At 71.3% G+C, this 22,348-nt stretch carries 18 protein-coding genes; 7 read left to right on the top strand and 11 right to left on the bottom strand.

The genetic code is table 11. The features are described from left to right. The first annotated feature begins 77 nt into the window (after nt 1–77). Nucleotides 78–2,066, top strand: coding sequence for a putative bifunctional diguanylate cyclase/phosphodiesterase (locus tag Val02_RS21610; RefSeq protein WP_203900967.1), 1,989 nt, complete (start codon nt 78–80; stop codon nt 2,064–2,066). On the opposite strand, the gene Val02_RS21605 is transcribed toward Val02_RS21610, so the two are convergent. Continuing rightward, nucleotides 2,037–2,486 carry a hypothetical protein gene (locus Val02_RS21605; RefSeq protein WP_203900966.1) on the bottom strand — a complete coding sequence of 150 codons (450 nt, stop codon included), beginning with the start codon at nt 2,484–2,486 and terminating at the stop codon, nt 2,037–2,039. The genes Val02_RS21610 and Val02_RS21605 overlap by 30 nt on opposite strands. A gap of 52 nt (nt 2,487–2,538) precedes the next feature. Between Val02_RS21605 and Val02_RS21600 the strand changes: the two genes are divergently transcribed. Next, nucleotides 2,539–4,716, top strand: coding sequence for an Hsp70 family protein (locus tag Val02_RS21600; RefSeq protein WP_203900965.1), 2,178 nt, complete (start codon nt 2,539–2,541; stop codon nt 4,714–4,716). Nucleotides 4,717–4,775: 59 nt separating this feature from the next. Here Val02_RS21600 and Val02_RS21595 read toward each other — a convergent pair whose 3' ends face one another. From Val02_RS21595 to trmB, 3 genes are all read right to left on the bottom strand, one after another. After that, nucleotides 4,776–5,672 carry a DUF559 domain-containing protein gene (locus Val02_RS21595; RefSeq protein WP_203900964.1) on the bottom strand — a complete coding sequence of 299 codons (897 nt, stop codon included), beginning with the start codon at nt 5,670–5,672 and terminating at the stop codon, nt 4,776–4,778. A gap of 75 nt (nt 5,673–5,747) precedes the next feature. Then, a complete protein-coding gene (locus Val02_RS21590; RefSeq protein WP_203900963.1) occupies nt 5,748–8,216 on the bottom strand; it encodes a DEAD/DEAH box helicase in 2,469 nt (822 codons plus the stop codon). After that, the gene (trmB, locus tag Val02_RS21585; RefSeq protein WP_239153224.1) at nt 8,203–8,883 is read right to left on the bottom strand and encodes a tRNA (guanosine(46)-N7)-methyltransferase TrmB; all 681 of its coding nucleotides are present in this window, start codon (nt 8,881–8,883) and stop codon (nt 8,203–8,205) included. Before trmB ends, Val02_RS21590 begins: the two co-directional genes overlap by 14 nt. A gap of 253 nt (nt 8,884–9,136) precedes the next feature. Between trmB and Val02_RS21580 the strand changes: the two genes are divergently transcribed. Next, nucleotides 9,137–9,892 carry an SDR family oxidoreductase gene (locus Val02_RS21580; RefSeq protein ID WP_203900961.1) on the top strand — a complete coding sequence of 252 codons (756 nt, stop codon included), beginning with the start codon at nt 9,137–9,139 and terminating at the stop codon, nt 9,890–9,892. Here Val02_RS21580 and Val02_RS21575 read toward each other — a convergent pair. From Val02_RS21575 to Val02_RS21565, 4 genes are all read right to left on the bottom strand, one after another. Then, nucleotides 9,838–11,772: an ABC transporter ATP-binding protein gene (locus tag Val02_RS21575; protein ID WP_203901127.1), complete on the bottom strand. Its 1,935-nt coding sequence runs from the start codon at nt 11,770–11,772 to the stop codon at nt 9,838–9,840. The genes Val02_RS21580 and Val02_RS21575 overlap by 55 nt on opposite strands. Nucleotides 11,773–11,848: 76 nt before the next feature. Next, nucleotides 11,849–12,625, bottom strand: a complete 777-nt coding sequence (locus Val02_RS21570) for an enoyl-CoA hydratase/isomerase family protein (protein WP_239153223.1) — start codon at nt 12,623–12,625, stop codon at nt 11,849–11,851. Further along, entirely contained in the window at nt 12,622–12,846 is a 225-nt protein-coding gene (locus Val02_RS47510) for a helix-turn-helix domain-containing protein (RefSeq protein ID WP_203934750.1), read from the bottom strand. Before Val02_RS47510 ends, Val02_RS21570 begins: the two co-directional genes overlap by 4 nt. Nucleotides 12,847–13,216: 370 nt before the next feature. Beyond that, nucleotides 13,217–14,821 carry an ABC-F family ATP-binding cassette domain-containing protein gene (locus Val02_RS21565; RefSeq protein ID WP_203900959.1) on the bottom strand — a complete coding sequence of 535 codons (1,605 nt, stop codon included), beginning with the start codon at nt 14,819–14,821 and terminating at the stop codon, nt 13,217–13,219. A gap of 154 nt (nt 14,822–14,975) precedes the next feature. On the opposite strand from Val02_RS21565, the gene ypfJ reads away from it, so the two are divergent. The 3 genes from ypfJ to Val02_RS21550 are packed head-to-tail and all read left to right on the top strand — an operon-like array spanning nt 14,976 to nt 18,189. Further along, complete coding sequence (ypfJ, locus tag Val02_RS21560) at nt 14,976–15,914, top strand: KPN_02809 family neutral zinc metallopeptidase (RefSeq protein WP_203900958.1); 939 nt, start codon at nt 14,976–14,978, stop codon at nt 15,912–15,914. A 16-nt stretch (nt 15,915–15,930) separates the two neighbouring features. Then, the gene (locus Val02_RS21555) at nt 15,931–16,644 is read left to right on the top strand and encodes a DNA alkylation repair protein (protein WP_203900957.1); all 714 of its coding nucleotides are present in this window, start codon (nt 15,931–15,933) and stop codon (nt 16,642–16,644) included. Between the two features lie 36 nt (nt 16,645–16,680). Further along, complete coding sequence (locus Val02_RS21550) at nt 16,681–18,189, top strand: outer membrane protein assembly factor BamB family protein (protein ID WP_203900956.1); 1,509 nt, start codon at nt 16,681–16,683, stop codon at nt 18,187–18,189. Here the strand turns inward: Val02_RS21550 and Val02_RS21545 are convergent. Beyond that, a complete protein-coding gene (locus tag Val02_RS21545) occupies nt 18,174–19,133 on the bottom strand; it encodes a TIGR03885 family FMN-dependent LLM class oxidoreductase (RefSeq protein ID WP_203900955.1) in 960 nt (319 codons plus the stop codon). The genes Val02_RS21550 and Val02_RS21545 overlap by 16 nt on opposite strands. 43 nt (nt 19,134–19,176) lie before the next feature. On the opposite strand from Val02_RS21545, the gene arfB reads away from it, so the two are divergent. After that, nucleotides 19,177–19,596: an alternative ribosome rescue aminoacyl-tRNA hydrolase ArfB gene (gene arfB / locus Val02_RS21540; protein WP_203900954.1), complete on the top strand. Its 420-nt coding sequence runs from the start codon at nt 19,177–19,179 to the stop codon at nt 19,594–19,596. A 14-nt stretch (nt 19,597–19,610) separates the two neighbouring features. Here the strand turns inward: arfB and Val02_RS21535 are convergent, their stop codons facing one another. Both Val02_RS21535 and Val02_RS21530 read right to left on the bottom strand, forming a co-directional pair. After that, a complete protein-coding gene (locus Val02_RS21535; RefSeq protein WP_239153249.1) occupies nt 19,611–20,213 on the bottom strand; it encodes a DUF998 domain-containing protein in 603 nt (200 codons plus the stop codon). Nucleotides 20,214–20,255: 42 nt separating this feature from the next. Continuing rightward, nucleotides 20,256–22,271 carry a glycerophosphodiester phosphodiesterase family protein gene (locus Val02_RS21530; protein WP_203900952.1) on the bottom strand — a complete coding sequence of 672 codons (2,016 nt, stop codon included), beginning with the start codon at nt 22,269–22,271 and terminating at the stop codon, nt 20,256–20,258. Between the last annotated feature and the right edge of the window lie 77 nt (nt 22,272–22,348).

Below are 22,348 nucleotides of genomic sequence, written 5' to 3'. Positions count from 1 at the left end.
GTGTGAGCGGGTCACAAGAACGCAATCACGCCGGTACACTCTGCGCGCTGTACCGAAAGTGACGGGAGGCTCCCTTGGTGTCCCAGGTGGGTCCACTGCCGGAGACAGTGGTCGATGCCGTCTCGGCCGGCCTGCTGGTGACGACCGCGGACCGGCGTCCGATCTGGTCCAACCGTGCCCTGCGCGCCATCCTCGGCGGGGCCGATCCCCGGACGCTGCCGCTCGCCGAGGTCGTTCCGGAGGCGCCGTCGGCCGAGCACGGATGGAGCGCGCCCGAGCACGGCCCGCGCCGGCTGGACCTCTCCTGCCGGCGCGTCGACGACCTGCTGCTGTACGAGATCACCGACGTGACCGAACGGCGCCGGGTGCACGACCGCGCCCGCAGCCACGCCGCGCACATCGAGCCGTTCGCCAGGATCGGCACGTGGGTGTGGGACCTGGTGAGCGGCGAGATCACGTGGTCGCCGGCGCTGCTGCGCGCGGTCGGGCTGGAGCGCTTCGACTTCGACACCTACCGCGAACTGCTGCACCCGGACGACGTCGAGATCCTCTTCCAGACGTTCGACACCGCCCGCCGCACCGGCGAGCCGTTCACCATCACCCATCGCATGTACCTCAGCGACCGGGTGACGCTGCGGGTGTTCGAGTGCACGGGAGAAGTGATCACGGACAGCGAGGGCGTGCCTACCCGAGTGCTCGGGACGGCCTATGACGTCACCGAACTGCGCGAGGTGCGCGAGGAACTCGCCTACCTCGCGGTGCACGACCCGCTGACCGGCCTGGCCAACCGCCGCACGCTGACCGCCCGGCTGGAGGACGTGCTCGCCTGCGGCACGGCGGTGGGCGCGCTGATCCTCGTCGACGTCGACAACTTCAAGGACATCAACGACCTGCGCGGCTACGCGACCGGCGACGAGGTCATGCGGGAGCTGGCGCTGCGGCTGCCCGCGCACGTGCCGCCGGAGGCGATGCTCGGCCGGCTCGGCGGCGACGAGTTCGCGATCCTGCTGCCGGGCGCCGACGTGGCGGACGCCCTGCACACCGCGGGCCGGCTCTGCACGGCGATCGTCGACCGGCCGATCGTCGTGGACGGGGAGGCGGTCCGGGTCACCCTGAGTGCCGGTGTCGCCTCCCTCGAGGGGGAACCGGACTGTGCGAGCGTCCTCGCGCACGCCGACCTGGCGCTCCTGGAGGCGAAGACCGCGGGCCGCAACCGCGCACGCCTCTTCTCCCCCGAGCAGTACCGGCACGCCGTGCATCGGGTCAACGTGCTCTCCCGCATCCGGGCCGCCCTGGACACCGGCCGGCTCCAGCTCGACGCGCAGCCCATCGTCACCCTCGCCACGCACCGGGTCAGCAGCTACGAACTGCTCGTGCGGCTGCGCGACGGCATCTACCCGCAGGTCGGCCCGGCAGACTTCCTGCCCACCCTGGAACGCGGCGACCTGGTGCGCGACCTCGACCGCTGGGTGATCGGCGAGGCCGTGACGGCCCTCGCCTCCTCGGTCGAGCTGCGCCTGGACGTCAACGTCTCCAGCCGTTCGCTGGAGGATCCGAGCTTCGGCGAGTGGGTGGTCAACACGCTGCACCGGGCCGGGGTGACGCCCGTCCGGCTGGGGCTGGAGATCACGGAGACGACGGCGATCAGCAACCTCGACGCGGCGCGGCGGCTCGCGACCCTCCTGCGCGCGGCGGGGTGCCGGTTCAGCCTCGACGACTTCGGGGCCGGGTTCGGGTCGTTCGTATACCTGAAGCACCTGCCGTTCACGACGGTGAAGATCGCCGGGGAGTTCGTGCGGCAGGCCGATCAGGGCGGCGTCGACCGCGTGCTCGTGGACGCGGTGGTGCGGGCGGCCCGCGGGCTCGGCATGAGCACCGTCGCCGAGTACGTCGACCGCGAACCGCTCATCGCGGCGTTACGGGACCTCGGGGTGGACCGGGGCCAGGGCTACCACCTGGGCCGGCCCGCGCCGCTGACGACCCTGCTCGCCGGCCAGCCCCTGGACAACCGGCCCACCCAGCGGATGCGGCGTGGCCTACCCGCCGTGCCCCAGCCAGACGCCTAGCCCGAACGCCACTCCGACCAGCACCGCCATCAGCACCGCCACCCGCCGGAACTTCGCCTGCAGCGCCGGCAGCTCGGCCGGGAGCGCGAAGACGCGGGCCGGCCATCCGCGCCACGACACCCACCAGAACGCCACCGAGGCGGCCAGCAGCAGCCCGATCTTCGCCACGACGACGGCCCACCACCACGCGTCACGTTCCCCGAAGAAGAGAAGAGCGGCGCCGGAGACGGCGAGGGTCGCGATGAGGCCGACCACCGGCCACCTGTTTCCCGTGCCGAACTCCCGGTACAGCTCCTCCGCACGCTCCGCGTCGGAGAACATGCGGGCCACCCGCGGCTGCACGATCCGCAGGCTGTAGGCCATCGCACCGAGCCACAACGCCCCCACGCCGACGTGCACCAGCACGATTAGGTACTGCATCCGCGCAGTGTGCCCCACCGACGCGAGCGTCGCCCGCGTACGATCCCGAGTCGTGCCGACCCTTCTCGCTGTCGACCTGGGCACCTCACACACGGTCGCGGTGGTCCAGCGCGACGGTAGCCACCCCCAGACGCTCCTCTTCGACGGCTCGCCCGTGCTGCCCTCCGGCGTCTACGCCGACGCGCACGGCGACCTGCGCACCGGCCGCGACGCCGAACGCCTCGCCCGCGTCGAGCCGCACCGCTTCGAACCGCACCCCAAGCAGCGCGTCGACGAGGGTGCCGTGCTGCTCGGCGACGCCGAGGTCGAGGTGCCGGCGCTGCTGGCGGCGGTGCTGCGGCGGGTGCTCGACGAGGCCCGCAACGCGGGGTGGTCGGCGGCCGACCCGGTGGTGCTCACCTGCCCCGCCGACTGGGGCCCGCACCGCCGCGAGGTCCTGGTGTCGGCCGCCGGGCGGGCCGGCCTGGGCTCCCCCCGCCTGGTCGAGGAACCGATCGCGGCCGCCGCGTACTGCACCGAGGTGCTCGGCGCGCGGGTGCAGCCCGGCCGGCCGCTGCTGGTCTTCGACTTCGGCGGCGGCACGCTGGACCTGGCGCTGCTGGCCGTCGACCCGGGTGGCTCCTTCCGGGTCCTCTCCGTCGGCGGCCTGGAGAACCTCGGCGGTCTCGACGTCGACTCCGTGCTCGTCGGCCACCTCGGCAGCATGGTCGCGAGCCGCCGCCCCGACGTCTGGGAACGCCTCTCCCGCCCGCGCGAACTCGGCGACGTGCGCGATCGGGCGACGTTCTGGGCGGAGGTGCGCGGCGCCAAGGAGATGCTGTCCCGCACGACGTCCGCGCCGATCGCGGTCCCCGGCACCGATCAGGCCGTCTACCTCACCCGTGAGGAGTTGGAACGCCTCGCCGGCCCGCTCGTCGACCGCGCCGTCGACGAGACGCGGCGCGCCCTCGACACGGCCGGCGTGCGCGGCGGCGACCTCGGGGCGATCCTGCTGGTCGGCGGTTCGAGCCGGATCCCGCTGGTGGCCACCCGCCTGCACACCCGCTTCGGCGTCGCACCGACCGTGCCCGAGCAGCCCGAACTCCCCGTCGCGCTGGGCGCCCTCCGGACCGCCGCGACCGACAGCGGCGCACCGTCCACGTCGGACCCGTCGGCGGGCCGCGCCGGACCCCGCCCGCCCGCCGGCCCGGTCTACCCACCGGCCGGACACGTCGGCGCGCCCTATCCGGCACCCTCCTCACCCTTCCCCGCCGATCCCTCGGCGCCCGGCTACCCGGCCGGCTCGCCCGCCTATCCCGGCGGCCCGACGGGCTCGCCCGCTTACCCCGGCGGCCCGACCGCCTATCCGGGCGGCCCCGTCCCGGGTGGGAGCCCGCTGCCGGGCGGCCCGACGCCCACGTCCGGCGGGCCGTTCCCGCCCGGCGCCTACGGCGGCACCGCGTCCCCCACGACGGGCGGCCCCGCGTTCCCGACGAGCGGCCCCGCACACCCCACGACCGGCGGCCCGGCGTTCCCGACGTCCGCTCCGGGCTATCCCACCTCCGGCCCCGGCGTGGGCTACGACACCACGAGCCCCACGGGCTTGCCGGTCAGCGGCATCCCGACGAGCGGCCCCGGCGGCTACTCCACCGTCGACAGTGGACAGTGGCGGGGACCGGCTCCCGTGCCGTCCGGGCGTTCGCATCGGGTGGTGGTCGTCGCGGCGAGCCTCGTGGTGGCCATCGTCCTGGCGGTGGCCGGGGTGGTGGTGTTCAAGACGTTCAACGGCCCGGGCGGCGACAACAACGCCGGCGCCGGCCCCACGTCCAGCGCCGGCGCCGGCCCGGGCGGCACCACCCCCTCCCCGAGCGTCGCCGCGATGCCCACCGACCCGGCACCCGACGGCTTCGCGTGGTGCGACGCCGCGCGCAAGCTCTTCTGCCCCACCGAGCCCGTCTGCGAACTGGACGACGACGAGGTCGAGTGTTCGGCCGCGCACGACGTCGAGACGTTCTCCGGCGGCTACCTCAAGTCGAACGCCCAGATCAGCAACGAGGCGATGAAGAACGCCCCCGAGGTCAAGGAGGGCTGCGGCGACGCGGTGATGAAGGAGCGCGCGCTGGACCCGGCGAAGGTGGCCGACTGGGCACGCTACTCCCAGTGGCGCCAGATCAACGGCGTGAACTTCTTCTTCTGCCACGCCGGCCCGAGACAGGGCACCACGAAGGGCTCCGACTTCAAAACCCAATGACCGAATGACACACCAGGTACCTCATTCTCGGGAGTTGACGTACCTGGTGTGTCATCGGGTCATTGGTTGCGCTCCTTGAGGGTGGCCCGGACCTGACGCACCACGCGGTCCGGGTGCCGCAGTACATCGTCGGCCGTGAAGCGGAGCACCGTCCAGCCTGCCAGGCGCAGACGGTTCAGCCGCACGGCGTCGCGCCGGAATCGCTCACGCTCCCGATGCTGGTCGCCGTCGTACTCCAGCCCCACCCGCTCCGCTTCGTAAGCGAGGTCGAGCCGTCCCACCGGATCGCCGTTGCGGTCGAGAACCGTGTGTTGGGTGATCGGCTCGGGAAGCCCGCCGCGCACGACGACCAGCCGCAGGCGGGTCTCCATCGGCGACTCCGCGCCCCTGCGGGCCAGCGCGACAGCGGCCCGGAACGGCGCGATCCCCGGCCATCCCTTCCGCGAGTGCCCGATGTCGCGGAGCGCGGACTCGCGAATGAGACGCCGGTACAACAGCATGTCGAGCGCGATGACGGCGCGAGCTGGGTCCGGCACCCGCCCGAGATCGAACGCTGTCCGCTCGGGTGACGTCACCGGCAGCCCGCGAAAGACGATCGCATCGTCGGCGGCCGTGGAGAGCCGGCAGCGATGCACGATGAGTCCGTCGCTTCCGCGCAGCCGTGCGGGCGGCGGCACCGTCACGTGCACCGCCCCCGACCTGCCGAGGTCGGGCGCCCCGAGGAGGTAGGCCGCCGATCCGTGACTCAACGCCGCCCCCGCGGGAAGCAGCAGCGCGGCGGCGTGGAAGAGGGTCAGCCGGTCAAGTGCCGCATCGCGATGCACGTAGACGTCGGGCAACAGCCTGCGCCACGTCGGACCCTTCAATTGGCGGGCGGTCAGGAGGCCGTCGGCGACGGCGAGCGTTCCCCGGAAGGGACGCTGCGACAGCACGGAGGGAACGTTCGGCGGACGCATCCGCAGATCCTTCCCGCCCGGGCCCTCACCTGTCCGCCCCTGTGGACAACGCCCGCACGCCCCTGTGGACAACCGTCAGTGCGGCCCCACGGCGGTCACCCGCACGACCGCCGTCCCCGCCTCGTCGGACTCCGCGAGGTCCACCTCGGCCGAGATCCCCCAGTCGTGGTGGTTGTCCGGGTCGTCGAAGATCTGCCGCACCAGCCACCGTTCCGGCTGCTGGTCGATCAGCAACAACCGCGGGCCGCGCGCGTCCGGTCCGGTGCCCAGCTCGTCGTACTCCTCGAAGTACGACTCCATGGCCCCTTCCCAGTCCACGTCGGGGTCCAGCTCCGCGAGGAGGTCCCACCTGCGCAACGCCGCCAGCTCCACTCGGCGGAACATCGCATTGCGCACCAACACCCGGAAAGCCCGCAGGTTCCGGGTGACGCTGGGCGGAGCGACGTCCAGGGCGGGCGCGTCCGCGGCGAGGGGATTGCGCAGCTTCTCCCACTCGTCGATGAGGCTGGAGTCGACCTGGCGCACCAGTTCGCCGAGCCATTCGATGAGGTCGACGAGTTCCTCGGTCTTGGCGTCGTCCGGAACGGTCTGCCGCACCGCCCGGAACGCGTCGGCGAGATACCGCAGCACCAGCCCCTCGGAACGGGCCAGCCCGTAGAAGCTCACGTACTCCGTGAACGTCATCGCCCGTTCGAACATGTCCCGCACGACCGACTTGGGCGAGAGCGTGTGATCGGCGACCCACGGGTGGCCCCGCCGGTAGGTCTCGTACGCCGCGTCGAGCAACTCGGCGAGCGGCTTGGGCCAGGTGACGTTCTCGAGGAGGTCCATGCGCTGCTCGTACTCGACGCCGTCGGCCTTCATCGCCGCGACGGCCTCCCCCTTGGCCTTGAACTGCTGCGCCGACAGGATCTGCCGCGGATCGTCCAATGTGGACTCGATGACCGAGAGCACGTCGAGCGCGTACGACGGCGAGTCCCGATCCAGCAGTTCGATGGAGGCGAGCGCCAACGGCGACAGCGGCTGGTTGAGCGCGAAGTCGACCTGGAAGTCGTCGGCGAGGCGCACCTGCCCGTCGTCGTCCACGACCACGACGCCGCCGGCCTTGAGCGCGCGGAAGATGGCGATCGCGCGGCGGATGTGCCGGCGTTGGGACGCGCGGTCCTCGTGGTTGTCCCTCAACAGGTGCCGCATCGCCGCGAAGACGTCGCCGCCGCGCCCGATGACGTGCAGCAGCATCGCGTGCGTCACCTGGAAGCTGGAGCGCAGCGGCTCGGGGTCGGCGGCGACGAGGCGTTCGTAGGTGGGCTGCCCCCAGCCGATCGAACCCTCGGGCGGCTTCTTCTTCACCACCTTGCGGCGCTTCTTCGGATCGTCGCCGGCCTTGGCGAGCGCGCGTTCGTTGTCGATGACGTGCTCGGGAGCCTGAACGACCACCGTGCCGACGGTGTCGTACCCGGCCCGTCCCGCACGCCCGGCGATCTGGTGGAACTCCCGCGCGTACAGCAGCCGCGTCTTCACCCCGTCGTACTTCGACAGCCCGGTGAAGAGCACCGTCCGGATGGGAACGTTGATGCCGACGCCGAGCGTGTCCGTCCCGCAGATCACCTTCAGCATGCCGGCCTGCGCCAGGGTCTCGACCAGCCGTCGGTACTTGGGCAGCATTCCGGCGTGGTGCACCCCGATGCCGTGCCGCACCAGGCGCGACAGCGTCTTCCCGAACCCGGCCGTGAAGCGGAAGTTGCCGATCAGCGCGGCGATCGCGTCCTTCTCCGCACGGGTGCAGACGTTGACGCTCATCAGCGCCTGGGCGCGTTCCAGGGCGGCGGCCTGGGTGAAGTGGACCACGTAGACGGGCGACTGCCGCGTCGAGAGAAGTTCCTCGAGCGTCTCGTGCAGCGGCGTCATCGCGTACTCGAAGTGCAGCGGCACGGGGCGTTCGGCGTTGCGGACGACGGCGGTGGGCCGCCCGGTGCGCCGCGTCAGGTCGTCGGTGAACCGCGTCACGTCGCCGAGCGTCGCCGACATCAGCAGGAACTGCGCCTGCGGCAGTTCGATCAGCGGCACCTGCCACGCCCACCCGCGATCGGGCTCCGCGTAGAAGTGGAACTCGTCCATCACGACCTGGCCGACGTCGGCCCTGGTGCCCTCGCGCAGCGCCAGGTTGGCCAGGATCTCGGCGGTGCAGCAGATGATCGGCGCGTCGGCGTTGACGCTCGCGTCGCCGGTGAGCATGCCGACGTTCGCCGCCCCGAACACGTCGCACAGCGCGAAGAACTTCTCCGACACCAGCGCCTTGATCGGTGCCGTGTAGAACGTCGTGCGGTCGTCGGCGAGCGCGGCCACGTGCGCGCCCATCGCGACGAGGCTCTTGCCCGAACCGGTGGGTGTGCTGAGGATGACGTTCGCCCCGGAGACGATCTCGATGAGCGCCTCTTCCTGGTGCGGGTACAGCTTGAGCCCGCGTTCCTCGGCCCAGCCGGCGAACGCCTCGTACACGGCGTCCGGATCGCCTCCCCGCGGCACCCGCTCAGCGAGACTCATTGTTTCCCGCCACCTTCCGGAACACGAGGTCGAAAACGGGCCGCGCGGCTTCGATACCCCGCAGCTCGAACTTGGTCCACGGCCGGTGTTCCGGTCGTGGGGCGTAGCCGTCGAAGCAGTTCACCAGAGCGGATGCCGACAGCGTCTCCAGCATCCAGGAGGCGTACTCGGGCCAGTCCGTCGCGCAGTGCAGCACGCCGCCGGGCGCCAGCCGCGAGGCCACGAGCGACACGTGCGCGGGCTGGATGAGGCGCCGCTTGTGGTGCCGGGCCTTCGGCCACGGGTCCGGGAAGAAGATGTGCACCGCGGCGAGGCTGTCGGGCGGGATGCGTTCGCGCAGCAACTCGAGGGCGTCCAACGGGGCGACCCGCAGGTTGGTGACGCCGCGCTCCTCGGCGACCGCGAGCAGGTTGGCGACCCCCGGCGTGTGGATCTCCGCGGCGAGGTATCCCCGGTCCGGGTCGGCCGCGGCCATCTCGACCGTCGCCTCGCCCATGCCGGAGCCTATTTCCAGTACCAGGGGAACGTCCCGGCCGAAGAGCGTGGCCCCGTCGACGCGCACCGGCGACGTCTCCGACACCCCGTACACCGGCAGGAGCCGGTCGAGCGCGTCACGGTGCCGGCCGCTGAGCCGCCCTCGCCTGGGGTGATACGTCCGGATGGCCACCAAGCAAGATTCTCACACCGCCGGCCGGTCCTCGTCGGGCCCGTCGTTCGGCGGGAACCACCCCGGTGTCGACGCCATGCCGAGGTACGCCCAGACGACTCGGCGCGCTCACCCACCAGCGGCGTGTGCCGCGCCTTCAATGCCCCGTTGAAGAGCCCGAACGCGTAGTACAGCGAGTCGCCGCGCTCCAGGCGGTGGTGGTAGACGACCGGCGCCCGGGCGCGGTGCACGAGGGTGCTAATAGGATCGGGCCATGGATCTTGGACTTGACGGACGCGTCTACGTGCTCACCGGCGCCAGCAAGGGCCTGGGGTTCGCCACCGCTGAGGCGCTGGTGGGCGACGGTGCCCGGGTGGTGATCTCGTCCCGCGATCAGTCCACTGTGGACGCCGCCGTCGAGCGCCTGGGGGACAACGCCGTCGGTGTCGCGGCCGACCTGGCCGACCCGGCCACTGCGGAAACCCTCGTGACGACGGCGCTGGGTCGCTTCGGGCGGATCGACGGGGCACTGATCTCCGTCGGCGGCCCGCCGTCCGGCATCGCTTCGGCGATCACGGACGAGCAGTGGCTCACGGCGTTCCACACCATCTTTTTGGGAGCGGTGCGGATGACCCGGACCGTCGCCGCGGCCCTGGGGGACGGCGGCGCGATCGCTCTGGTCCTCTCCTCGTCGGTGCACGTGCCGATCGCCAACCTGGCCATCTCCAACGGCCTGCGCCCCGGCCTCGCCAGCTTCGCCAAGGACATCGCCGAGGAGGTCGGGCCGCGCGGCGTGCGCATCCTGAGCCTGCTGCCCGGGCGCATCTCGACCGACCGCAGCACGGAACTGCTCGCCGCCACCCCCGACCCGAAGGCCGCCGAGGAGGCCATCAACCGCAACGTGCCGCTGCGCCGGATCGGGCGGCCGGACGAATTCGGTAAGGTGGCCGCCTTCCTGCTCTCGCCCGCCGCCAGCTACGTCAACGGGGTGGCGGTCGCGATCGACGGCGGCGCGCTGCGGATCATCTGACCGTCCCCGCCCGCGACGGCGAACTGCGTCCGGTACAGCTCGGCGTAGAGGCCGTCGCGGCGCACCAGTTCCTCATGGGTGCCGCGCTCCACGATGCGCCCCTCGTCCAGCACGAGAATCTGGTCGGCCTCGCGCACCGTCGACAAGCGGTGCGCGATGACCAGCGCCGTGCGCCCGGTCAGCGCCTCGGCGAGGGCCCGCTGGACGGCCGCCTCCGACTCGGAGTCCAGGTGCGCGGTCGCCTCGTCCAGGATCACCACCGACGGGGCCTTGAGCAGCAGCCGCGCGATCGCGATGCGCTGCTTCTCGCCGCCGGAGAAGCGGTAGCCGCGTTCGCCGACGACGGTGTCGAGCCCGTCCGGGACCGCGCGCACCAGGTCCTCGATCTGGGCCCGGCGCAGGGCGGTCCACAGTTCGTCGTCGGTGGCGTCGGGTTTGGCGTAGCGCAGGTTCTCGGCGATGGTCTCGTGGAACAGGTGGGAGTCCTGGGTGACGACGCCGACCGTGTCGCGCAGGCTCTGCAGCGTCACGTCGCGCACGTCGGTGTCGCCGAGCAGGACCGCGCCGTCGGTGACGTCGTAGACCCGGGGCAACAACATCGCCGTCGTGCTCTTTCCCGCGCCGGAGTGTCCGACGAGCGCGACCAGCTGGCCCGGTTCCACGGTGAACGACACCCCGCGCAGCACCGGCTCGTCGACCCGACGGTCGAGCACGGCGACGTCCTCCAGCGAGGCGAGCGACACCTCCGCGGCGCTCGGATAGCGGAACGTCACGTCCCGGAACTCCACCCGTGACGTGCCCGGCGGCAGCGGCTTCGCGTCCGGCCGTTCGTCGATGGAGGGCGCGAGATCGAGCACCTCGAACACCCGCTCGAACGACACGAGCGCGCTCATCACGTCGACGCGCACGTTCGACAGGGCGGTCAGCGGGCCGTACAGGCGGGTCAGCAGCAGCGCCAGCGTCACGACGGTGCCGGCGCTGATCTGCCCGTTGACCGCGTACCAGCCGCCCAGCCCGTACGTGAGCGCCTGGGCGAGCGACGCGACGAGCAGCATGGCGACGAAGAACGTGCGCGAGTACATGGCGCTCTGCACCCCGATGTCGCGCACCCGGGCCGCCCGGTCGGCGAAGCGTTCCGCCTCGGACTCGGGGCGGGCGAACAGCTTCACCAACAGCGCACCGGCCACGCCGAAGCGTTCCGTCATGGTGGCGTTCATCGTGGCGTTGAGCTGGTAGGCCTCGCGGGTGATCTCCGCGAGCCGGCGGCCGACCCGCCGGGCCGGCAGGATGAAGACGGGCAGCAGCACCAGCGACAGCGCGGTGATCCGCCAGGACAGCGTCAGCATCACGCCGGCGGTGAGGACCAGCTGGATCACGTTCGACACCACGCCCGACAGCGTGGACGTGAACGCCCGCTGCGCCCCCTCGACGTCGTTGTTGAGCCGGCTCACGAGCGCACCGGTCTGCGTCCGGGTGAAGAACTGCACCGGCATCCGCTGCACGTGGTCGTACACCCGGGTGCGCAGGTGGTAGATGATCCCCTCGCCGATGCGCGCCGAGTACCACCGCTGCGCCAGCGACAGCAACGCGTCGACCACGGCCAGCCCGGCGATCAGGAACGCGATGCGCACCACGGTGCCGCCGGCGTCGGGGCCGCCCTTTCCGATCGTGTTGACGACGTCGCCGGCGAGCACCGGCGTGGCGACCCCGATGCCGGCGCCGATGACGACGGTCAGCAGGAAGACGCTGATCTGTCCGAGGTACGGCTTCGCGAAGGCGGCCACGCGGCGTGCGGTCGCCGCGCCGACCTTCTTGCCTTTCAGCTCGCCCTCGCGGCGGAGGGAACCGAGCATGTTCCATCCGCCGCCGGAGCCGGCCATGCCCATGGGTGGTGGCATGCTGCCCCCGATCGCTCGTTCGATGTTCCTCGGGGATCAACGATGCCAGGTGGCGTATTTACTCCCCGGAACCGAACAGCTCGCGCATGCGGCGCAGCTGGGCCTCGCGTTCGGCGCGGAGTTGGGCCTCGTAGGTGCGCCCGTGCGCCCCGGCGAGCAACGCCTTGATCTCCACGACGGCGTCCCGGTTGCCCGCGAGGATCGCGGCACTCAGGTCGCGCACCGCCCCGTCGAGATCTCCCACCGGAACAACAAGATTCGCAAGCCCGATCTTGTCCGCCTCGTCGGCACTCACGCGGCGTCCCGTCACGCACAGTTCCATCGCCCGGGCGTAGCCGACCAGCTCGACAAGTCGTTTGGTACCACCGAGATCCGGCACGAGTCCCAGCGCCACCTCGGCCATGGAGAACTTTGCGTCATCCGCCACAACACGCAGATCACATGCGAGCGCGAGTTGGAAGCCGGCGCCGATGGCGTGCCCGTGCACGGCCGCGATCGTCACGATGTCCGGCCGGTGCAACCAGCTGAACGCCTGCTGGTAGCCCGCGATGCGGGCGAGCGCCACGGAATCCTCCGACGCGGCCAGCTTGGCCAGTTCGCCGCTCGCGGCGGCCTGTCGGTCGAGCCCGGCGGAGAACGCCCGGCCCTCGCCGCGCACCACCACCACGCGCACGTCGCCCGGCAGGTCGCGGGCGATCTCGTTGATCTCCGCCCACATGGCCGGGGTCTGTGCGTTCAGCACCGCGGGCCGGCACAACGAGATCGTTGCCACCGGCCCGTCGCGATCCAGTCGAACGCCTGGCCCTTCCGTGGGGGATTCTGTTGCGGCGCTCACGCCTTCTTGCGACGTCGAGCGCCGCCCCGCTGGCGGAGCTGAACCCCGGATTCGGTAAGGACGCGGTGCACGAAACCGTAGGAACGACCCGTAGATGCGGCCAGAGCGCGGATGCTCTCGCCGCCGGTGTAACGCTTCACCAAATCCTTGGCGAGTGTCTGCCGTTCCGCTCCGACGATCCGGCGACCCTTCTCTGTGCTGGTGGTGGCGGTGGCTGCCATGATTTCCCTCACGTCTCAGACTGAGCGGTGTGGTTGCGGTCTCACCTATTAGACCGTCTAGTTGGATCATGCGCTAGATATCGACCGTGCGCCAACCGACACGCACAGTCTCGTTATGGACTCGCTACCGTGATCTGCCACAGCGAACATACATGTCTAAATGGGTACATCGAACACATAGCTACGGTGACTCTGGTGCTACCGAAGGCGATACAACGAGTGACCGTCCTCTGTGGATGATCACCCGTTAGTGCGCGATGTGAGACGCCGGTCCGGCAATAAACGGACACAAACAAACACAGGTTGATGTGATAAAGCGCCGCCCTTGCCCGTTGGGCAATATTGAGGCGGCGCTCCAATCAGAAAGAAATCAGGCGAGCTCGACCAATTCGAGAAGGTCGTCGCTCCACGCGTCCTCGTCGCCGTCCGGCAACAGGATCGCCCGATCCGGCTTCAACGCCGCAACCGCACCCGGGTCGTGCGTCACGAGGACGATGGCGCCGGGATAACGCGCGATCGCGTCGAGCACCTGCTCGCGGCTGACCGGGTCGAGGTTGTTCGTCGGCTCGTCCAGGAGCAGGACGTTGGCGCCCGAGCACACCAGCGACGCCAGCGCGAGCCGGGTCTTCTCGCCGCCGGAGAGCACACCCGCCGGCTTCGACACGTCGTCGCCGGAGAAGAGGAACGCCCCCAGGATCCGGCGCAGTTCGCCGTCGGTCTGCTCCGGCGCGGCGGAACGCATGTGCTCCAGCACCGTCCGGTCGACCTCGAGGGTCTCGTGCTCCTGCGCGTAGTAGCCCAACCGCAGCCCGTGCCCGGGAACGACGGCACCGGTGTCCGGCTCCAGAACGCCCGCCAGCATGCGCAGCAGCGTGGTCTTGCCCGCGCCGTTGAGGCCCAGGATCGCCACCCGCGAACCGCGGTCCACCGCCACGTTGACGTCGGTGAAGATCTCCAGCGAGCCGTAGGACTTGCTGAGCCCCTCCGCGGTCAGCGGCGTCTTGCCGCACGGCGCCGGCGTGGGGAAGCGCACCTTCGCGACCTTGTCGGAGGTGCGCGCCTCCTCCAGGTCCCCGAGGAGCTTCTCCGCCCGGCGGGCCATGTTGTGCGCGGCGGTCGCCTTGGTGGCCTTCGCCCGCATCTTGTCGGCCTGCGCCATCAGCGCGCCGGCCTTGCGTTCGGCGTTGGCGCGCTCGCGACGGCGGCGGCGCTCGTCCGTCTCGCGCTGCTCCAGGTAGGCGTTCCAGCCGACGTTGTAGACGTCCACGGTCGACCGGTTGGCGTCGAGGTACCAGACCTTGTTGACCGTCGCCTCGAGCAGGGAGGCGTCGTGGCTGATGACGATGAAGCCGCCCTTGTGCCCGGCGAGGAACGCCCGCAGCCACGTGATGCTGTCGGCGTCGAGGTGGTTGGTCGGCTCGTCGAGCAGCAGGGTGCCGCCACCGGTGGCCGCCGCGTCGGCGAACAGGATGCGGGCCAGCTCGATGCGGCGCCGCTGACCGCCGGACAGCGTCCCGAGCGGCTGCTTGAGAACCCGGTCCGGCAGCGACAGGTTGGCGCAGATCCGGGCGGCCTCGGCCTCGGCGGCGTACCCGCCCAGCGCGGCGAACCGCTCCTCGACGGCCCCGTAGCGGCGCACCGTGCGGTCGTCGCCGCCGTTCTGCAGCTCGATCTCGAGCTTGGCCATCTCGGCCAGCAGGGTGTCGAGCCCCCGCGCGGAGAGCACCCGGTCGCCGGCCGTCACGTGCAGGTCGCCGGTGCGGGGGTCCTGCGGCAGGTAGCCGACCGCCCCGCGGGTGTCGAGATGGCCGGCGTACGGCTGGCCCTCACCGGCGAGCACCTTGAGCGTGGTCGTCTTGCCGGCGCCGTTGCGCCCGACGAGCCCGATCCGGTCGCCGGGCTGGACCCGCAGGTTGGCGTCGGAGAGCAGGATCCGGGAACCGACGCGCAGTTCGAGGCCGGTAGCGGAGATCATGAAGCTCGCTTCCTTCTACAGCAGGGGACGATCAGACAGCAACGGAACGGATCGTCTCTAGTGAGGGTCGGCGAGCACGGCGACCATCGTACCGGGGTGTCAGCTCGGCCTGCCAGGCGATTACGTCACGTCATCCGCGGGTATCGAACGCCCCATGGAGCTGAACGAACAGGCCGACCTCGAATCCGGCCAGGTCGAGGACCTGCGCGGGCAGGGTGGCGGCGGGATCCGGGCCGGCGGGTTGCCGATTCCCATCCCGATCGGCGGCGGCAAGATCGGACTCATCATCACGGTCGTGGTCCTGCTCGCCGGGCTGTTCGTCGGCGGCGGCCTCGGCACCGGCCTCATCGGCGGCGAGGACTCCGGGAGCAACTCCGGCAGCGGCCAGCCGCTGGAGCAGGAGTGCGACAAGTCCAACACGAACCGGTTCCAGGAGGCGGACTGCCGCAACTTCCTCTACGTGCAGTCCGTGCAGACGTACTGGAAGGTGCAGCTGCCCCAGTCGTTCGGCAAGGCGTACCAGGAGGCCACGACGCGTTTCTTCAGCGGCCAGGTGAACACCGGCTGCGGCGCGGCCGACTCCGGCGTGGGCCCGTTCTACTGCCCGGCCGACAGCCACGTCTACATCGACCTCACCTTCTACCAGGAGCTGAGCAACCGCTTCGGGGCGCAGGGCGAGTTCGCGGCGCCGTACGTGATCGCGCACGAGTACGGGCACCACGTGCAGAACCTGCTCGGCACCTCGGACCAGGTCAACCGGGCCCAGCAGCGGGACCCGAACAACGCGAACCGCTACTCGGTCATGCTCGAACTGCAGGCCGACTGCTACGCGGGAGCCTGGGCGAAGGGCGCCTCCACCACCAAGGACCGCGACGGGGACACGCTGTTCAAGTCGATCTCCGAGCAGGACATCCAGCAGGCCGTCGAGACGGCGGAGGCGATCGGCGACGACGCCATCCAGAAGCGGGCCGGCGGCCGGGTGAACCAGGACCAGTTCACGCACGGCTCGTCGGCACAGCGCAAGCAGTGGTTCCTGCAGGGCTACAACACGGGTGATCCGAAGCAGTGCGACACGTTCTCGGGCGCCGTCTGAGCCGTAACATTCGCGCATGGCGGCCTCCGACACCCCGCTCGCGCGCACGGTTCTCGACCGGCTCCTGGCGATCTACGGGTCGGCCGCCGATCCCGCGGCGGCCGGCCCGATGCGCGCCTACATGCGCGACGCGTTCCCCTTCCTCGGGTTGCCCTCGCCCCGCCGCCGGGAGCTGGCCAAGCGGGTCGTCGCCGGACTGCCCCGGCCGACCGAGGCGGACCTGCGCGGCGTCGCGCTCGCCTGCTGGGAGCTGCCCGAGCGGGAGTACCAGTACTTCGCGATCGACCTGCTGGTGGCGCACCCGTCGGCGTGCGGGCCGACGTTCCTCACGACGGCGGAGCTGCTGATCACGACGCGCGCGTGGTGGGACACCGTGGACGCGCTCGCCACGCGGGTCGTGGGCACGATCGTCGCCCGGCATCCGGCCGCCGTGGCGACGATGGACCGGTGGCTCGTGGACGGGGACATGTGGCTGGCCCGGACGGCGATCCTGCACCAGATGCACTACAAGCGGGCCACCGACGCGGAGCGGCTGTTCCGCTACTGCGCGCTCCAGGCCGAACACCCGGACTTCTTCATCCGCAAGGCGATCGGCTGGGCGCTGCGGCAGTACGCCCGGAGCGACCCCGCCGCCGTCCGCGCGTTCGTGAAGGAGAATCCGCAGCTGTCACCCCTGTCGGTGCGCGAGGCGACGAAGCACCTGCAAGGGTCCGATAATCCGGTTTCGTAACTGTCGGCAAAACTGCGGCTACATAATGTGGCCGTGATGCCGCTGCGGCGTATGGCCCTGATCGCGAGCCTGACGACGCTCGCGGTCACCGCCGCCACGACCACGGCGTTCGCGCTCACCCGGGGTGCGGGCGACGACGCGCACTGGGAGCCGGGGCCGGCCGCATCGTCGCCCGCCGCCGCCCCCTCGCCGAGCGCGGCACCCTTCGTGGGCTGGTCCGACCCGGCCGCCGTGGGCAGGCCGTGGGGCGATCGCGTGCCGGGGCTGTTGACGTTCCGCGGAAATCCGACGAGGACCTACTACGGCACCGGACCGATCTCCCGGTCCGCCCCCGGACGCAAATGGATCTTTCCGGGGAACGGTGGACTCTGCGGCACCTCGATCGACGAAAAGGGTCCCAGCGAGTGGTGCGGCTCCGGCTGGACCGGCCAGCCCGCGGTCTTCGAACGCGACGGCCGCACCTGGGTCGTCTTCGGCGCCTACGACAAGAAGATCCACTTCCTCGACGCCGGCACGGGAGAACGCATCCTCCCCGACTTCCCCACCGGCGACATCATCAAGGGCTCGGTGACGGTCGACCCGGACGGCTTCCCGCTGGTCTACTCCGGCTCGCGCGACAACTACTACCGGGTGCTGGCCGTGGACCGGGACAAGCCCACCGAGCTGTGGAAACTCTCGGCCGACGCGGTCTCCCCCACCATGTGGAACGACGACTGGGACGGCGCCGGGCTCGTCATCGACGACCACCTCTTCATCGGCGGCGAGAACAGCCAGTTCCACATCGTGAAGCTCAACCGCGGCTACGGCCCCGACGGCAAGGTGACCGTGGCGCCGGAACTGATCTTCCACGCGCCCGGCTGGGATGAGCAGCAGTTGCGCGACATCGGCCACCGCGCCGTCTCCATCGAGAACTCCGTCGCGATCCACAAGGACACCGTCTACTTCGCCAACTCCGGCGGCCTCGTCCAGGGCTGGAACATCGCCGGCCTGAAGCAGGGCCGCAAACCGGAGCGCACCTTCCGCTTCTGGACCGGCGACGACACCGACGCGACCATCGTGGTCGACGAGGCCGGCATGCTCTACGTGGGATCCGAATACGAGAAGGGCAGCGCGCGTTCGCACGAGGTCGGGCAGATCATGAAGCTCGACCCGTCGAAGCCGGAGGCCCCGCTGGTGTGGAGCCATCCGGACACCGGCGCCACGCCGGCCGGCGTCTGGGGCACCCCGGCGCTGTACAAGGACCTCGCGATCTTCGACACCACCGGCGGCGACGTGCTCGGCATCGACCGCGCGAGCGGGGCGGTGCGGTGGCGGTTCCACCTGCCGGGCGGGCAGGTGTGGCAGTCGCCGGTCGTGGTGGACGACGTGCTGGTGATCGGGGACTGCCTGGGGGTTCTGCACGCGTTCGACGTGCGCGACACCCAGGCTCCCCCGACGCCGCTGTGGGACCTCACCGTCGGCGGGTGCATCGAGTCCACCCCCGCCGTGTGGAAGGGGTCGCTCTACTTCGGCACCCGCGCGGGCAGCTTTCACGCCTTCAGCTGAGGGAGCACCTTCGCGCCGAAGGCGTCCACAAAACCCTCCAGTTCCTGTCCGACGTGGTGCAGCATGATCTGGTCGAACCCGAGATCGGCGCACTTGCGCAGGTATTCCGTGTGCCTGTTCAGGTCGGCGCTGATGTGCACGACCTGCGCGACGGCCTCGACCGGGGTGTGCTCGGAGACGACGTCGAAGTGCTCCGCCGTGTCGAGGTCCCAGCAGACCGGTGGCGGGAACACGTTGCTGCGCCACTGATCGTGCGCGATCGCGCGGGCGGTCTGCTCGTCCGGCGCCCAGCTCAGGTGCAGCTGGAGGTGCAGGTCGCCGCGGCCGCCGGCCTCCCGGTAGGCGTCGATCATGCGGCGGAGGTGCTCCTCCGGGGCGTTCACCGTGATGAGGCCGTCGGCCCACTCCGCGCACCAGCGGGCGGTCTCCACGCTGACCGCGGCGCCGATCAGCGGCGGCGGCTCGTCGGGACGGGTCCACAGGCGCGCGCGGTCCACCTTCACGAGGCCGTCGTGGCTCACCTCCTCGCCCCTCAGCAGCGCCCGGATGATGTCGACGCACTCCCGCAGGCGCTGTGTCCGCAGTTCCTTGCGGGGCCAGCCGGTGCCGGTGATGTGCTCGTTCGACGCCTCGCCGGTGCCGAGCGCCGCCCAGAACCGGCCGGGGAACATCGCCCCGAGCGTCCCGATCGCCTGCGCGACGATCGCCGGGTGATAGCGCTGGCCGGGGGCGTTCACGATGCCGAACGGCAGCCGCGTGGCCTGCATCGCCGCGCCCAACCACGACCACGCGAACGCGGACTGCCCCTGGCGGGCGCTCCACGGCGAGAAGTGGTCGGAGCACATGGCGGCCGCGAACCCGGCCTGCTCGGCGCGCACCACCGTCTCCAGCAGCTTCGCCGGGTGGACCTGCTCGTGCGAGTTGTGGATCCCGTACACCGTCATGCCCGGGCACTTACCCGGTAGACAGGTCCGTCATGCTGGAACCATGTCCGACGACCTGCCCGTCCGCGGGAGCATCACGATTCCCCGCGCCGAGCTGCGGTGGCGCTTCTCGCGTTCCGGCGGCCCGGGCGGCCAGGGCGTCAATACCACCGACTCCAAGGTCGAACTGCGCTGGAACGTCGCCGAGTCCGACGCCCTGCCGCCGGTGCTGAAGGAGCGCGCCCTGACCCGCCTCGCCGGCCGCCTGGTCGACGGCGCACTGGTGATCACCGCCTCGGAGCAGCGCCACCAGCTGCAGAACCGCAAGGCCGCGGAGATCCGCCTCGCGGCCCTGGTGCGGGACGCGATCACCCCCGACCCACCCGCACGCCGCCCCACGAGGCCCAGCCGCGGCGCGGTAGAACGCCGCCTGGAGAACAAGCGCCACCGCACCCTCAAGCTCCAGAACCGCCGCGTCGACTGACCCCGCCCGCAGCTTCAGCCTCGCGCGGCCCGGCGGACCGACAGCGCCACGACGAGCGGCCACAGCGCCTGCGCCCCGGCGGCCACCCGCTCGGCCAGCCCGACCCGCTCCCCGCTCGCCAGCGTGCTCCCGAACCACCCGACCAGGGCCAGCAACCCGACCCCCGCCGCGACGGCGACGGGCGGGCGCACCCCCCACGGCACCGTCGGACGATCGCCCCGGGCCACCCCCGGGTGCCGGCGGGACGAGAGCAGCGGCCACGCCCCCAGCGCGCCGAACGCCACCGCGGCCGTCGCCGTGTGCGCGGCGCTCGACCCGCCGTCCGCGGGCAACGGGAACGCGGCCACGCCGAGCGTCGCCGCGCCACCCAGCGCCAGCACGGCCCGCCCGAGCGGACTCGCCGGGTGCAGCCCCGCGGCCGTCACCAGGTGGCACACGCCCACGCCGGACAGCGCCCCGGTCATGATCCACCGGTCGCGCGCATCCAACGCGGCGAGCGCACTGATCGTATCCACGGTCGAGTCGAAGCCGGCCGGCTGCCGAACGGCGGCGAGCGTCCACCCCCCGATCAGCAGCACCGGCGCCGAGGCCGCCGACCAGAGGACCCACGACGGCATTCGCACGCCGGCAGCCTATCCCCCGTCGGGGGGAAAGCAGCGTCAGCGGAGGCCGTACCGGCGGGCCACCGCGATCGCGAGGTCGGGGTCGTCGGAGATCACGCCGTCCATGCCCAGCGCGATCACCCGCTCGAGCGTCGGGGCGTCGTTCACCGTGTACGGGACGACCTTCAGCCCGTAGCGCCGCTGGAGCACCGGCACCGTCGGACCGTGGAAGTAGGCCGGGTCGGTGCGCAGGTACCAGTCCGGGTCGGCCGCCTTGGGCTGGTCCGGGTCGTGCACCTGCCAGTTCGCGGAGACCGTCCCGGCACCGGCCGCCTTGACGAGCGCACCCAGATCACGGAACTTCCACCAGTCGAGCCCGCCCGTCCAGGGGCTCCGCACCGACGGGTTCCCGTACACCGCCTGCAGCGAGCACTCGTCGGCGAGCGACGCACACTCGGCCGGCCCGTACTGCCACACCAGCGCCACCGTCCCGATGCGGCGGTCGAGCCAACGCGCCAGGCGGATCGTGCGCCAGTCGAAGCTCTGGATCGTGACCCGCGAGGTCAGCCCGGCGGCCTTGATCGCGTTGACCAGCTTCACGGTGAAGAGCGCGTAGTTCTCGGTGTCGTCGACGGTGGGGCTGATCTTCGTTTCGACGTTCAACCGGATGTCCTTGCGACCGGAGGCGGCGACCAGCGCGAAGACCTCGCGCAGCGTCGGGATCCGCTCGCCCGGGACGGCGACCTGCCGGGGGAACTCCGGGAGCGTCCTCGACCCGCAGTCGATGGTCTTGACCTGCGCGAGCGTCAGGTCGTGTACCCGCTTGCCGACGTACGGGAAGGCCGGGTCGCCCGCGACGACCGGCGCCGTGTCGACGCAGTGGCTGCCGTTGATCGTGCGGTCGTGGATGACGACGAGCTGCCCGTCCCGCGTCACGCCGGTGTCCAGCTCCAGCGTGGAGACGTCGGGGTTCGCCAGCGCGTAGCGGAACGCCGCGAGCGTGTTCTCCGGCCGCACCGCCCGCGCCCCCCGGTGCCCCTGGATGTCGAACGGCGACGCGTACCCGCGCGGCAGCGGGAAGCCGCGCGCCGCCACCACGTCGCGCAGCCGGTCCGGATAGTCCGTGATGATGCCGTCGACCCCGTCGTCGATGAGCTTGTTCATCGTGGCCGGGTCGTCGACGGTCCACGGGACGACCTTGATCCCGCGCCGGTGCGCGTTCCTGACCATCTCGGCGGTCACGTACGGCTGGTATCCGGGGTCGCCGACCTTGCCGTTCTGCGGGAAGCCGTGCACCGGCGAGAACGCCGCCGCCTTGAAGGAGGCGACGGCCGCGATCGGGTCGCCGCCGAAGTCGTCGATGTCGAGGCCGCCGAGCCACGGGCTCCTGCCGGGCTGACCGGTCTGCAGGAAGTCCTTGTTGGTCAGGGCCACCACGGGCAGCCGCGGCTCGACCTGGCGCATGCGCATCAGCGCACCCCAGTCGAAGCTCTGGATCGTGACCCTGGACAGGAATCCGGCGTCCCGGATCTCCCGCGCCGTCACCTGCACGAACTGCTCACGCGGCGCGGTCTCCGACGGCGCGCCCGCCTCGACCTTCGTCTCGACGTTGAGCGTGACGTCGTCGGCGCCGTAGCGCTTCACCAGGTCGAACACCTCGCGCAGCAGCGGCATCCGGGAGCCCGGCGAGAGCACCTGACCCGGGTGGTCCGCGAGGCGCTGCGAGCCGCAGTCGAGCGTGCGCACCTGGGCCAGCGTCAGCGTGTTGACGTACTTGCCGACGAAGGGGGACTCGGGGTCGTCAGAAACCGTGTCCCGGCATTTGCGGCCGTCCACGCGCCGGTCGTGCGTGACGACCGCCTGCCCGTCCTCGGTGATCTGCACGTCGAGTTCGAGCGTGGTGACGCCGAGGCGCAGGGCGTTGCCGAAGGAGCTGAGCGTGCTCTCGGCGCGCAGCCCGAGGCCGCCCCGATGCGCTTGCAGGTCGAACTCACGGCCGTTCGGCCGGGCAGCGGCCGCGCCGGGGGCCGTGAGCGTTCCCGCCACGACCGCCACGGCGACAGTGCCGCTCATCCATCGGAACATTCGCATGCCGCGAACCCTCGCAGCGGCACACGAAGATCACCAGTCCCGCGGATGAAGCGCAGGTA

The organism is Virgisporangium aliadipatigenens (assembly GCF_016863615.1).
Taxonomy (GTDB): Bacteria; Actinomycetota; Actinomycetes; order Mycobacteriales; family Micromonosporaceae; genus Virgisporangium; species Virgisporangium aliadipatigenens.
Note: the sequence above shows the minus strand (reverse complement) of the source record. Positions and strands in the feature narration are given on the sequence as shown.